We start from the raw sequence: 13749 nt of genomic DNA on the forward strand, positions 1-13749 counted from the left end.
ATATGGAAAATGAATTAGGAAAAATTGCATTATTAATTGATGCAGATAATTTTAAACAAATAAATAAAATAAAACCTGCCATTCTTGAAATTTCTAAGTATGGCAAAATTTCATTAAAACGTGCTTATGCTAATTGGACAAAAGATCAGTTCAGTAATTGGGGCGAGGTACTTCGTAATTTTGCAATTAAGCCTATTCATCAAATTGATTATGTATCTGGAAAAAATGCAACAGATATGGCACTTACAATAGACGCAATGGATTTTCTATATAACTCAGATTACGATGTTTTTGTAATTGTTTCAGGTGACAGTGATTTTACTCCACTTGCAATTAAATTAAAGGAATCCGGTAAAACCGTAATTGGAATTAGTGCAAAAGGTAATACTTCAGAAGCGTTTGTCTCATCTTGTGATAATTTTATTTATACAGAAAATCTTGAAAATGAAACACAAGAAACTTCAACCCCAGAAGATGATAAAGAAGTCACGAAGAAAGATAAAAATCTTGAATTACAGGATTTAATCAAAAAAGCTTATGACAGTAAGAATGATGAAGAATATGTAAATGTTTCTATTGCCGGTTCTTATATAAAACGTGTAAAACCAGATTTTGATATTAGGAATTATGGTGTAAAAAAACTTACTGACTATTTGAAAAAATATCCTAAGCTTTATGATGTCAAAAATAGAAAATCTGGTAATAAATTAATATTTACTTATAAAATTAAAGAATCCTAATTTAGCAAGTAAAAAAAGCTTCCAAACTCTCTCCGATTTGCCAGGGGGTAAGATCTTCGCTATCGGGGAGAGCCTTTTGCAGTTACTTATATTTTTTTGTCACACGTTTAATATAAGGCTTATCGCTCAAGTTAGGTTTTGGCTTAGATAAATAATTTTGCCGATTTCTTTCTCGAATCGGTAAATTATGTTCTCTTTCTTTTTTGCTTTCATATATCCTTCTAATAAATCTCCCACAGTTAGGACATTTATAAAAGCCGTCCTTTTTATCTTTCAAGAAGTTTTGAAATATATCCTGCTTCTTACAAAATCCACAATGTAATAAACAATCTTTTAATTCACCTGGTAATAAAGAATAATTTCTACCTTTCATTTTACAATACCTCGCCATTCCACTTTCACACTCAGCCCCAGCCAAAACCGCTGTCCGTTAGTGCTCAACCTCTTAAAGCCTTTCTCGCTCATCCGTAAGCCCAGCCACTTTTGCGACATAACCCGCTCATTGTTTTTATTGCACCACTTGATATAAGTCTCATACAAAATCTTAGTATGAAGCCGCCAGCTCAAAGATCCGTCAATTTCAAGACAGTCATTTACAAAAGTTCCTACCGCATCCATATCCATTCTATATTCCTCATTAGCCTTGCTAACCGCATCCGCATCTCCAAGACCTTCTTTTTTCCACATCGCATATCCCTGGATAAGCCAGTTCAAAATTCCGGCATTTTCTGCAATCAGCTTTTCAGTAAGATTTTTATCCCTCTGTTCCGGCGGAATCGTTACATCAAAAGGAATCATTTTAATACGTCGCCAGATACCGTTATCAGCTCCGCGGATTTTCGGCTTATGGTTAGTCGCCATAAAAATCTTAAAGGTCGGCTTAAAAGAAAAATACTCTCCGTACAAAAAGCGCGCCGTCAAAGAATCTTCTCCCGTAACACTTTTAATCAGGCTTTCACTCATCGGGATTCCCTGTTCAATCTCGCTGGTAGTAACAAGCCTTGAACCCTTAAGACGTGCCAGGTCGTTACTCTGTTCCTTATTCTTTTTGATAAAGGTTTCAATACCAGTGCTGCAGCCGTAGTCACCAAAAAGCTCAAGCAGCACATTTAAAAAGGTTGATTTACCATTAGCACCAGTTCCAAACAAAATAAAAAGACACTGTTCGCTGACATCACCGCTCAAAGCATAGCCGCAGGCTTTTTGAATAAAACGAATCAGTTGCATATCCTTAGCAAAAATCTGCATCAAAAAAGTTTTCCAAGTCGGACAGTCCGCCGCCTTGTCATAAATAAAATTGCTCTTCTTTGTAATAAGATGCTTGATGTTCGGCTCTTTAGCTTTTCCGGTTTTAAGATTCAGCGTCAGCCCCTCAACATTAAAAAGATAGTTATCCGTATCAAACTCTTTTTCAATTGTCTTGATTTCCGGCCGCATTTTCAAAAGCCCCACAATTGCCTGTATCTTTCTGAAGCTTTCACTTTTAATAAGATGCTTTTCAAAATCTTGCTTCAAAATCGGGTCTGGAATATAACGCTGAATTCTGTACATCTGGTGAATGAAGATCGGAATACGTTCCTGCACAAAGCCTCGGTAATCAATCTCCCAGTTGGTCCCATTCCACACAAGAAACTTATCCCAGGTAATACAGTAGCGGATTTTATCCTGATAAGCCCGAAGAAAATAAAGCGTATTCGTCAAATCCGTAAACTGCATTTCACCGCTTACGTATTTGTTAGCCTTCATCTCAAGTCCAATCTGTTCGAGGACAGCTCTTTCATTTTTAGAAAATTCAGTTTCATTCATTGATATATCCGTTCGCTTTCAAAAGCCTGTAAAACAAAATCAGCTTATACTGCAGCTGCTCATATCCATCTATCAAATTATTTGAAGTAATAGTCTTAAGAATTTCTGTAAGCTTTTCTTGAATCAAAATCAGTGCCCTGGGATTATCCGCAAAACGCTCAAAGTCCCACCAGGCCACAAACTTATCAGCTTCCTCATTCTGCTTCACATCAGGAAAACACTTAAACTTTTTATAAATCGTAACATCATCCCGAATCGAAACAAAAAAATCTTTTGCATCTGCCCTTATATCAAAAGGAACATAATTTTGAGGAACCTGAAAACGCCGCTTCATTTTGCCCCCGGTTCGTGTACAAATATTTCTCGAGATCTTCCGCAGGCTGTCCTGTCATCATCAAAAACAACCTCTGGCCAGAAGGTTCACCAGCCACTTTTATCAATATCATTTTCATCCACCACGTCATAAAAGATGATTCCTTTTTCCTCATCCTTCACAACTGCGGGAAAGCTCACTACATTTCCATCAGGCTTTCGCGCCCAGATCAAAACAGTTTCATAACCAGAAAGGTCGCATTTAGTATCAATAAGAATTCTTAATTTTGATTTCGCTCTGAAAATCCATTTCATATACGACACTCCAATTCAATTTCATATGCAATCGGACAGAACAAAGTCACCACATTATTTGCTTCTCTGATTTTTCCTCTGAGCCAATCCCATAAGCTCATAACAGTTTCAACCGCTCTAAAAAATAATCGTGAAGCAAAAGGTAAAGCCGCCAGCTGTACTTCATCAATATTATTTCGGAAGACAACTTGTTTTCTTATAACCTCAGTCTCTATTTCAGGTTCAAGCTCCAAAAGTCTTTTCCAGGTCAAAGTTTTACCAATCGAATCTGCAGAAACTAAAACATCATTACTATTTCTAAAAAGCAGTCTCTGATAATCTTTCAAAGCTATAGGCTCAAAGGCATCATTAAACTGACGTGTCATAGAATGATTTCTACTAAAAAGAGTAGTCATACTTTTTCTTTCAGACAAAAGCCTAGTAAAATACATCCGCTTTGCAAAACTGTCAGAAATTCCAATTCCATGGTTTCCGGCATTTCTTATATGCAGCTGATGTTTTTCTGCAGTTCCAGTTATAGCTTTAATTTCACTAAGAAGCTTTTTCAAAACTGATTTTCTGTTTACTGCAGAACTCACATTTATGACAGCCTGTTCGTTTATAGCGTAATTAAAATTATCTGGCGTAACATCATGAAAAGTTATATAGAAGCTCGGGTAATCGTTTATCTGTCGCCTGCTTACATAACAGTCTTCAAGATATCCTCCGGTTAAAACATCATAAACATCATCATCTTCAAACTCTGAATAATCCCACAGAATGTCGTAAGGTGTTACTGGTATTCCGCTACTAACTGAATTATCCCAGACAAAAACAGGAATTGGAGAATAAATACCAAAGTAAAGTGGATTTTCATATGTTTGCCAATTTTCTGTATATCTTCCCCAGATATATTCATCAAAATGAAGCGTTACATGAATCCATCCCGAATCGCGGCCAACCAGAGAAATCTTGTTGTAATCATAATTAATCATTCCCCACCATTTACCAACTGGTCCATAGCGTGGATCATCGTTGCTGGATGCAATAAAAGGCAAGATGTAAAAATATTCAGGGTCATAACAATAATTCCAGAAATCCGAAGTAGTCGGTTTTCGATAGTAATAATAAAACTCTATCGCAAGTTCTCCGTCATCCCTCTGGTCATAGGGTGGAAAAAACTCATAAACAAAAATGTAGTCTTCTTCATAAAACTCTACATCCGCAGTTTTTCCGCCAAGACCTTGTTTCCAGATATAATTGCTTTTAAGATAATTAGTTCCTATATGCTGATTACCCGCTATGGTGGTTCCCATATTAAGCTCCGCTTACAGTAATCTGCCAGTCAATCTGAAGGCTGTCTGCAGAAGGCACGTTTACACTTGGAGTAATTTGAGCATAAGCCAGGCACTTTGCTGCAGAAGTATTTCCGTTCATCAAAGCAACTTCGTTAATTCCGTTTGCGTTCAAGTCCCCTGCAGCAAAGCTTGTACAGTAAAGAACAACATTCTGTCCGGAAGAACCAAAAGCAGCTTGAGTTTTTGGATAAGTAGAATCAAGTTTTTTGAAAGAGCCTGTCGGAGTGTTTACACCGGTATTGTTCTTTGGTGTACTTCCGGTCCAGCCGGTTCCAACACGCATATAACCGTTTGTAGCATCCACTTTATCCTGAGTCGGATTACTAATCAAAAGATCCGCAATCATTCCGTCACCCTGATTAGTGATAGTGTTGTGATGACGGAAAATCATCGGTCGTTCTTTAAGCTTAAAAAGATTACGCCAAAATCCATTCTTAAAATACTTTACATGACCGTTACAGTCTCTAACCATAACAGTAACCAAGCCTCTAACTTTTCCTTTACTTGAAATCATTTACATACTCCCTGCCTACAATCGAAGAGCCGTTAAAAAAAATGCACCGCATTTTTTAGGCTCATCGAAAGAACGGCTCGAAATAACTGTGTTATTTCGTAATCAAACCGAACACCAGAGACGTAACAATCACGCCGCCAGTACCACCAATCAAAGCTCCATAAAAAAACTGATTCTGTTTTTTCTGAACTTCCGCCTTCAATTTTTTATTTTCAATCTCAAGATTTATCTTCGCCGCTTCCAGCTGGTCAGCCCTCTCTTTTTCAAAAGCCAGCTCACCACCAACTTCCAGTAAAGCAGCCTTAACTGACTCCTGAGCCGTTCTTTCAATTTCCTCTTCTGCAATTTCCATAACTTCCTCAATCGTCAGTTCTGCAGCAACGTCTTCTGAATCTTTCTTTTCCGTCGCTGATTGTGTCGCAGACTGAGCCATAAGATTCTGCAAGAGTCCGAGCATCAGCACGCTCAATACGAGCAACCGCTTCCTCCCGTTTTGTTGCAGCACGTTTATTAATCTCATCAATATCTTCCTTCCCGGTGGTTGAGTAGTCCGAAGGACGTATCGAAACCACCTGTTTTTCTCTCACAAAGAGAACTGCAAATATCGCCGCAAACACAGCCCCTAGCCAAATGAATATCTTTTTAATCACTTCCAAGGCTTTCTTCACTCGTTACCTTCCTTTGACACTTAAACTTCTGAATCTCTCTTCCCGCAATTACAGTAAGAGCCACCGTCAGCCATTCAGCGCCCCCAAGTACACCACAGCGAAGAAGCACAGTCGCAACAATAAAAATCACAAACTTCACGCTAAGAAGCTTTTCAACAAGTCTAGTAAATCTAAATCCAATCATCCGCATGCTCCGTCAATTGCATTACGAATCTGCTCAAACTGGTAATCAGCTCCAAACAAATCCACATTGTCATCACTTGCTTTCTGCAAAGCTTCCCGGTCCAGCCCGCGCACAATGATTCTGTAATCATTGGCGTTGTACCAGGGCTTCATATCGCTCAAGCTTCTAAGCTCTGAATAAGGCTCCACACAGTTAAGCACAACATCCCGGCCACAAAGACCGGCTACATGGCAAATCTCATTTTCCTTGTACAGTCTTGATCCAAGCTTTCTGTCATAAAGCGTCATAAAGAAAGCCGCCTGAATATCATCCTTGTCCGGATTCTTCTTCGTAAAATATTTCTTAAACAAAGCATCCGCCGTAACACGAATAGCGCAGCCGGTTGCAAGCAGCAAAGCAAGACAAACCGAGCCCGAACAGTCTGAGCTGATCAGATTTTCCTTTCCGCTTTCATAACGCAAAAATTGCATCCGTCCAAGAAAATATCTGTAGCGTTCAGCTTCTGTCAGTCCTTCAACAATTTCCTTTTCAGCTTCAAGCATCAGTCTCATTCTTAAATTTTGATTATCCATCACATCCCCCGAACAACCAGCGTTATTACTGTAACCGCCACATTAAAGCAGCTTATAACACAGGCAATAATCGCCGTAGTTCTTCCAGCTTTACCGCTGTCATTTTTAATATGTTCTTCAAGTCGTCTTGCCGTCGCACAAACATTCGGATTAAACTGGCAGTCCGTAGACCTAGAATCCAGAGAATCAATCTTTATTTCCACAGTTCTTTTGGACTCTTTCATTTCAGATCTGAATCCGCTCAACTCAACCTTTAGCCCGTTGATAGAATCAATCAGACTTTTTGTTTCACTTTCATTTAATTCTTCTTTTCCCACATGTCCTCCTGTGTAAGGCCGCCGGTCAGAGCGGTCGGTGTTCAATAGCAAAGCGTTAAAAAAAATTGCGAGCCAGCAATTTTTTAGCTTTATCACTTACACTCGTGTCACCCATATCTCAGAAGAGAAAGCCTCTTCCTTCTTGTATCTAAAAGTCAGCTCTTCAATTCTCACTTTTCTAAAGCCGTTCTGCGCATTAAGCCTTATATCCATAAAAGCCCCAACGCGGGCATGGATAAGCGGAACAAAGGTTGTAAGGTAATAAGCCCCTTTACAGTTCACACATTCAGACAAGAAATCTTTTGCACGTCTCTGGCAGAAAGGCTCTCCCTCAAATAAATCATCAGACAAAAACTTTGAAGTAATGTTTTTTACAATCTGCCCGTGACTGGCAATCTCGTTATCATCCTTAACAAATACGCTGTAGTTAGTTTCAGAAATAATTGCACGTCCAGTAATCGAAGCCTTACGAAGTCCAATAAGTTTTCCGTCACGGCCCAGCTGCACAATCGCTCTGTCTTTATAAGTCGTAGTGTCGTACTGAATCACAACAGGCTTGTCCTCACCGGTAACTTCCATTGCCTCTAAGAAGTCCTGCTCACTGTCTATCGAATCCGCATAAACAACGTTGCGAGTTTTTCCTTCATCATTCTTTGCAGTGTAAATAGCCTGGTAATCGTTATCAGAAATAATCTTCCGGCTGCCATCCGTAAAAGGATAATAAGGTTTCATATCCTCGTCATACCAAACAGGCGCATCAGAATAAGTCCAGAGCTCCTGGCGTTCCATCTGAACATAGCGTGTATACTTTAAGCGAACATTATTTGCATATTTATCTCTGTTATTAAAAAAGCGGTAATGAGTAATCTCACATTCATTAAGACTAAAGCAGCTTTCATCGCTGTACTCATTCTGTAAGTCATAAGGGCTTTCAATAAAGCTCAAGGTCAAATCCTTACCACATTCCACAACAGCGTTATAAGCCTTAGCCAGGGAACAAAGCTCCTTCCAGGCAGAACCTGCAACAACAACATAAGGAATATCAAAGCCAAGAGTTCCGCAGTTAATTTCATTAGCACCAATTCCACCGTGGGCCGCAATAATATGAACCAAAGAATTTTCCGGATGCAGTCTGTCACAAACTACCGAGTGCACAACCACCTGGGCATCGGTCCAGTTTCTCTGAAGCTTTGTATCATCAAGCTTTTTAGAAAGGTCAATAAGCTTTACTCTGCAGGTTTTATTTGAATAGCCGGTCTCCTGAATCTGAAAGCCGTCATCATCCACAAACATATGAAAGCGAAAGAAGGTATTAGTCCGCTCGCCAAAGCAATACCAGATCTGAACACCAAGCCCTGGTGTAAGCTCTTCATTATTTTCTAAATTAAAAGAATTATGAGAGTTATCAAGTAAAAGCTCACCAAGATTTACAATTCCGCCGTCCTCGCTTTTGTAAGAAGTCATCACACATTCAAGAATGTCAGAATCCCGGATGTAAACATCACCGCCGGCAAACTCAAAAACTATGCGGACAAAGGGACGTTCTTGTGTATTTCTGATTGCGTTCTCAACCTCAGGCGGAACTGCATAAAACTTCATACACAGAGTGTAACCCCAAAGTGCGTTTGCAAAGTGCCAATTAGTGATTGCATTTTGACAACGCTCTTAAAGCACAATCTGCAGCATTTCTTTTTCGTTTCTTACATTAAAAACAAGAGGCCCGGTAATTCTAAAGCTTTGGTTACAAAGCACAGTATCAGCGCAGTTGATATCAACCATTTCACCCTCAGGTTCAAGGTCATATAAATCAAGACTCACGCCATCTCTCAGGTCCAGCACCAGACTAAGCTTTTCTATTTTTGATTTGTAAGGATAATGCTCATCACTAAGCGGAAAGTAAAGCTTAATTTTATAAGAAGAAGTTTCAGCGTATTCGCCGGTAAGCTCAAAGCGGTACACCAGAGGAAGAGTTTTTAAGTCAGCAGTAACCGTGTGCCCGTCAAAAAAATATGTCCGCCGTCTTTCCCACAAAATAGAAGGAGTTACCACCGGCCAGCTTTCAGTCCAGGCATCGTCTCCGCTCAAATCAAAACGCAGCTTAAAAGCCTCGCCGTTATCTCCGCGAAGCTCAAAGCCTTTAATCAAAACGTTTTTGTAGATGACTTTTTTAAAGCCCCGGTCAGCATATAAATCAAAGGAGCTTTCATTATAAAAAAGCAGAAGGAACAAAGCCTTTGTGCACAGGTATTCAAGCCGTGTAACAAAACACCCCTGAATCAACTTTCCTGTCTCAATGCGCTTAAGCCTGTTCCTTCTTCCTATGCAAGATGGCAGCGTATAGCCTTTAGACGTTAATCTTACAGTTTCCTCGCTGTATGGTAATGGAATAAATTCATTGTCTTTTAATACCGTCAGTGTGCACTTTCTGCCTTGTATCTTCATACAAAAAGTGTAGCACCAGACTACAATTGCAAAGTGCCAATTTATGATGGCATTTTGCAAACGGTTATGATAGTGATGATTTATTTTCAATTTTAATCTTTTTTTTCTTTCTTCTTTTTCTTTTTCAGTTTCTGCTTTCATATTTTGTGATCCAACTAAAAAGAAAGGTTTCCAATTATCAGGATGTTTTCTTTCCTTCCATAATTCATTTAATTCATCACGGGTTGCAAAAAGTTCAGTTAGATAAAATACGGCATAATAATTGTTGTAATTAGGATTATTTGTATATCCTTTTTCATCTGTATCGATTTGTTCCATACATTCCACTAATTTTTCTTTGCTATCAGCAAATTTTAATTCAATTAAGGAATTACATTGTGGTACAAATATATCAGGTATATATGACTTAAATTTTTTTATATATTGCCCTTTTGGATTTTTTTGAATTGTAGGAAAAGTAATTCTAATTATTTTAACTAATGGATCGTAAAAATTTTTTTCTTTTTAAATTATTTCATCTTTTAAGGCAAATTCAGCATTTCTTAAAATACGCTCTAAAATCTCTATTTCTTTATTTTTAGAATTTTCATTCTTCGGAATATAAAAATCATACATAGAGTAAAAAAAAGTTCTTATATCACTAATAAGAGCAGGGACATCAATATCATACTCGTCTATATATTCAGTATCTCTTATTTTATCATGAGAAAACATTTTCTCTTTGAAATCATTATTGAATGTGTTTAATAAACCTTCTAATTTTTCCGAATCTAAAAAATATAAAATTTTATAAAATAAATTCTTAAATCTCCAATCAAGATTAAAATCAATATCCTGAAAATAAAGATTTTTACTTATTACATCATCATAGTCTTCTGGGTTTCCATATATTTCATAATATTTTTCATCATTCATTAATTGGTCATTTTGAATTTTTTCAATTTCTTTAAGGATTAGCTCATAGTTTGTTTGTTTGTCATTCATTTTTTATTCCTTATATCCCATTATTTTATAATAATCTGTTTTCCATATTTTCTTATTACAACCTTTGTTGTCACTTGTATAATTTGTACAAGCCAAGAAATAGTTATTTGATTTACCAGATTTTGCAATTAAATATCCGTCACAATCAGGACACTTCATAATTGCCAATTTTCCAGCATCAAGTTTATTTGTCATAAAATCACAGATTTCCGGTTCATTAGTACAAATCCAAAGATGAAGTCCATAAGCCTCTTTATACTTATGTTGTAGTGGATATCCACAAATCGGACATGATTTCTTGAATTTATTCTGATCAGAAACTTCTTCGTTCCATTCACCTTTTAGGACAACATTCTTATAATCATTTTTAATTTCAAGTAAAAATTCAGAAGGGTTCTGTTCCGGAGCAATAAAATAAACTCTGTTTTTTGTTCTTGTCATTGCAACATAAAACAGACGTCTTTCTTCCGCAGCATCAATTGTATTATCACGCTTAATTACATAATTCAAAACTGGATCATCTTCGATTTTTGAAGGGAAACCGTAAGTTTCATTTTTACCATTTATAACGATAACATTATCATATCCAAGACCTTTAGATGCATGAGCTGTCATAAAGATAATATTCAACTTTGGGTATTTTAGGCATTTTACTTTACTACTATCTTTGTATTCAAAAAGTCCTGAACGTTCCAGATTCTTACCATCAAAGCCGAATCGGCCTAGTAACAAAATAGAAGAAGATTTCTTTTCAGCTTGTTTGTCATATTCTAGTATTTGTTCAATAGCTATTTCAACTGCTTTCGCCTGATTGTATATTGCTCCACTTCTTGCAGAAGAACCCTTTTCTTTTAGTTTAGAATCATAAGTATAAATAATAACAGGATCAGTTATTGTTTTTGGGGATTTCAAAGACTTTCGAATCTGAGATGAATTCTTCTGAATAAAGTTACCGGCAATATCAATTACTTCCTGTGAGTTACGATAAGTTTTTGTAATCGAAAGTAATTCTGCATATCCCATTATTTCAGAGAACTTTGTAAATAATGTTATATCAGAACCACTAAAAGCATAAATAGATTGCCAATCATCACCTACAGCAATAATTTTTGCATTTGAATTAGTATGTAATGCTTCAACCAAATTGAATCGCTGTCTAGAAATATCCTGATATTCATCAACAATAATATATTTAAATTTAATCTGACTTCTTACAGCTTCTGATTCTTTTAATAAAATTGCAGATTTATTAATCATGTCAGAAAAATCAATAGCATTGTGTTTATTCAAATAACGTTCATATTCAAGATAACATTCTTTACATATACGAAGAAATAGTTTAGTTCTTACGTTGTTTGCAGATAACTGCCATTCATCAAATTGTTGAACTGTATATCCATTAGTCTTAAAATTCCCAATGAATCTATCAACAAGATTTATAAGCTTTCTGACATATCGGCTACCATCCTGGTCAGAAATCTTTTTCATAACTTCTTTATTATCTTTTGGAGTTAATATAAAGCCATCATCTTCAAGCTTTTCTCTTAAATGTTCTGTTAGTTCTCGTCCATCATTATATTTTGAACAAGTACAAATTAAGGTGGTCCCATGCTGCTTATGAAGAGCAACTTTATCTTTCATAGCTTTCTGATATTTCTCTAATTCTTCTTTTGAATATCTGTTACTATAGCCATCTTGAGTTACACCAAAGTGTTCAATATATGCTTCTTTATCACCCTGCTTAATAATAAAATCAGGTGTGTAAGGCTTTATAGAACCTTCAATACTAAATTTATATTTTGGTTCATATTCATATTCAATATTATTCAGATACAAAAAGTTTGCAATTTGAACTTCTTCATTTGAACGTAATTGTTCATTTTGAATTGTTACATATTTTTTATCACCAGATGGAATAATTTTCTTTTCATATTCCCCAAGTTCACTTCGTAAAGTTGTAAATGAAGATGATGCTATCTTATTAAACAAGATGGCTTTATCAACTATTTCGTCAGCAGGTGCATCACAATAAGAAGCAAAAAAAGTTACAAGATCATCTACAAGCTTTTCATTTGTAAGTACAGATTCATTAAAGTAATCTTCAAGAATAAAATATAATTTTTCATTCTGAACTATATTTAGTTTTTCATCATTCTGTTTATGAAGAATTGCATTTCCAGATGCATGAAATGTTGTTATAGGACAATCAATATGAAGTTGATTTTTGATCTTGTCACGTAATTCTTCTACAGCTTTATTTGTAAATGAAACTACTAAAATCTCTTCTGGCTTTATATTCAGCTTTTCAACAAGACACTTTACTTTAGCAGCAACTGTTGTTGTCTTTCCTGCACCTGCACCAGCAATTACAAGACAGTAATCTTCATCAGTAAGAACTACTTTTCTCTGGTCATCATCAAGTTTAATAACTGGATCAATTTCTTTAAGAATATTATCAAGATATTCTTTTTCAGAAACCATTTTATTATTAATGAAATCTTGATTATGTTGATTTACTAAATCACTGATTGCAGAGACATCATTAATGGTTTTCTGAACCTTTGCCGGATTTAATTTATTTTGTTTACAATAGTTATCTAAGAGTCTGTCTGTTGAAAGTTGTTTTAAATAATCAATATCTTTTGAATATTGTGCTAAATTATAGAACTTCTTGGAATATATGAATCTGAATCTAATAAGTCTTTTATGAAAGATTCCAATTTGATAGCAAAACTTGTATTTTCAAGTCCATTTGTTTGAGTCTCATCATTTGCTACCAAATAAATTCCTGAAGAAAGCCATTGTCTATTACTCAATTATATCATTTTCTATTGATTTTTTGTAGATTTACATTTTAATTTTTTCTGTACTATCGAAGGTCTTAGCTTTTCAATTAATTCTTTTTTGACATGCTCAGCTTTTTTATAAATAATATCTTCAATAAGATCTTCTTTACTACCATTAAAATTACGAGGAACATGGAAATATGTCTTTATATCTTCCATTGAAATATCAGAAAAATCTGTTTGATTGTCCTGAATGTAGGTTCTAATACGTTTTCTGACTTTTAAACTCTGTTTTGCCGAAGTTAAAATTTTTTTTGTGGGAAATGTTAATAATGAAACAACAAGAGTTGTATATAAAGCTGTTACAGCATTTTCAACTAACCACTCAATTAAATTAAAATCTCCTCCTTTTCCACCTGTATATGGTAATTCTTCTTGGAGTTTTTCCATTTTTAATATTAATCTTTTTTCTTTTTTATATTTAAACGGTAAATGGTTAATTAAATATTCTCTATCAAAAGAATATGTTTGATAGACCTCATCCATACTTATTCCAAGGTTCTTTATAGACAGAGAGTTCAGAATAGTTTTTATTTGCTTTGATATGTATATGTAAAAACCGTTACTAATATCTTCACAACAATATACCTCGTTGTATGAAAAATAAAATGGACATTTTGTTGGTTCTGTATATTCTATATTTAAAATCAAAATTCTGAAATTTATAATTATTTCGTTTTAAAAGCCTATTAAGTAAGAGTCCATAAAAATT

The 13749-nt window shown here is 35.6% G+C and carries 17 protein-coding genes; 1 reads left to right on the plus strand and 16 read right to left on the minus strand.

The genetic code is table 11. The features are described from left to right. The first annotated feature begins 2 nt into the window (after nt 1-2). The gene (locus H9I37_RS07095; RefSeq protein WP_187381754.1) at nt 3-740 is read left to right on the plus strand and encodes an NYN domain-containing protein; all 738 of its coding nucleotides are present in this window, start codon (nt 3-5) and stop codon (nt 738-740) included. A gap of 82 nt (nt 741-822) precedes the next feature. Here H9I37_RS07095 and H9I37_RS07100 read toward each other — a convergent pair whose 3' ends face one another. From H9I37_RS07100 to H9I37_RS07175, 16 genes are all read right to left on the minus strand, one after another. After that, on the minus strand, nt 823-1113 hold the full coding sequence (locus H9I37_RS07100) for a hypothetical protein (protein ID WP_187381755.1): 291 nt from the start codon (nt 1111-1113) through the stop codon (nt 823-825). Further along, on the minus strand, nt 1110-2546 hold the full coding sequence (locus H9I37_RS07105) for a DNA primase family protein (RefSeq protein ID WP_187381756.1): 1437 nt from the start codon (nt 2544-2546) through the stop codon (nt 1110-1112). The genes H9I37_RS07100 and H9I37_RS07105 overlap by 4 nt, the downstream gene beginning before the upstream one ends. Then, on the minus strand, nt 2539-2880 hold the full coding sequence (locus H9I37_RS07110; protein WP_187381757.1) for a hypothetical protein: 342 nt from the start codon (nt 2878-2880) through the stop codon (nt 2539-2541). The genes H9I37_RS07105 and H9I37_RS07110 overlap by 8 nt, the downstream gene beginning before the upstream one ends. Nucleotides 2881-2966: 86 nt before the next feature. Continuing rightward, entirely contained in the window at nt 2967-3173 is a 207-nt protein-coding gene (locus tag H9I37_RS07115) for a hypothetical protein (RefSeq protein ID WP_187381758.1), read from the minus strand. Next, on the minus strand, nt 3170-4468 hold the full coding sequence (locus tag H9I37_RS07120) for a hypothetical protein (RefSeq protein WP_187381759.1): 1299 nt from the start codon (nt 4466-4468) through the stop codon (nt 3170-3172). The genes H9I37_RS07115 and H9I37_RS07120 overlap by 4 nt, the downstream gene beginning before the upstream one ends. Before the next feature lies 1 nt (nt 4469). Next, complete coding sequence (locus tag H9I37_RS07125) at nt 4470-5024, minus strand: hypothetical protein (protein WP_187381760.1); 555 nt, start codon at nt 5022-5024, stop codon at nt 4470-4472. 91 nt (nt 5025-5115) lie between these two features. Then, nucleotides 5116-5544 carry a hypothetical protein gene (locus tag H9I37_RS07130; RefSeq protein ID WP_187381761.1) on the minus strand — a complete coding sequence of 143 codons (429 nt, stop codon included), beginning with the start codon at nt 5542-5544 and terminating at the stop codon, nt 5116-5118. A 122-nt stretch (nt 5545-5666) separates the two neighbouring features. Continuing rightward, nucleotides 5667-5876 carry a hypothetical protein gene (locus H9I37_RS07135; protein ID WP_187381762.1) on the minus strand — a complete coding sequence of 70 codons (210 nt, stop codon included), beginning with the start codon at nt 5874-5876 and terminating at the stop codon, nt 5667-5669. Continuing rightward, a complete protein-coding gene (locus H9I37_RS07140) occupies nt 5873-6448 on the minus strand; it encodes a peptidoglycan endopeptidase (protein WP_187381763.1) in 576 nt (191 codons plus the stop codon). The genes H9I37_RS07135 and H9I37_RS07140 overlap by 4 nt, the downstream gene beginning before the upstream one ends. Then, the gene (locus tag H9I37_RS07145) at nt 6448-6765 is read right to left on the minus strand and encodes a hypothetical protein (RefSeq protein ID WP_187381764.1); all 318 of its coding nucleotides are present in this window, start codon (nt 6763-6765) and stop codon (nt 6448-6450) included. The genes H9I37_RS07140 and H9I37_RS07145 overlap by 1 nt, the downstream gene beginning before the upstream one ends. 96 nt (nt 6766-6861) lie before the next feature. Next, nucleotides 6862-8364 (minus strand): hypothetical protein, encoded by a 1503-nt coding sequence (locus H9I37_RS07150; RefSeq protein WP_187381765.1) that lies wholly within the window; start codon nt 8362-8364, stop codon nt 6862-6864. A 66-nt stretch (nt 8365-8430) separates the two neighbouring features. Then, nucleotides 8431-9525, minus strand: coding sequence for a hypothetical protein (locus H9I37_RS07155; RefSeq protein ID WP_222864186.1), 1095 nt, complete (start codon nt 9523-9525; stop codon nt 8431-8433). Nucleotides 9526-9711: 186 nt separating this feature from the next. Beyond that, on the minus strand, nt 9712-10191 hold the full coding sequence (locus tag H9I37_RS07160) for a hypothetical protein (RefSeq protein ID WP_187381766.1): 480 nt from the start codon (nt 10189-10191) through the stop codon (nt 9712-9714). Between the two features lie 3 nt (nt 10192-10194). Beyond that, nucleotides 10195-12672 (minus strand): UvrD-helicase domain-containing protein, encoded by a 2478-nt coding sequence (locus H9I37_RS07165; RefSeq protein ID WP_187381767.1) that lies wholly within the window; start codon nt 12670-12672, stop codon nt 10195-10197. A 173-nt stretch (nt 12673-12845) separates the two neighbouring features. After that, complete coding sequence (locus H9I37_RS07170; protein WP_187381768.1) at nt 12846-13007, minus strand: hypothetical protein; 162 nt, start codon at nt 13005-13007, stop codon at nt 12846-12848. A 12-nt stretch (nt 13008-13019) separates the two neighbouring features. Next, nucleotides 13020-13688: a hypothetical protein gene (locus H9I37_RS07175; protein WP_187381769.1), complete on the minus strand. Its 669-nt coding sequence runs from the start codon at nt 13686-13688 to the stop codon at nt 13020-13022. Nucleotides 13689-13749: the final 61 nt, after the last annotated feature.

The sequence above is a fragment of the Treponema sp. Marseille-Q3903 genome, from assembly GCF_014334335.1.
Classification (GTDB): Bacteria; Spirochaetota; Spirochaetia; order Treponematales; family Treponemataceae; genus Treponema_D.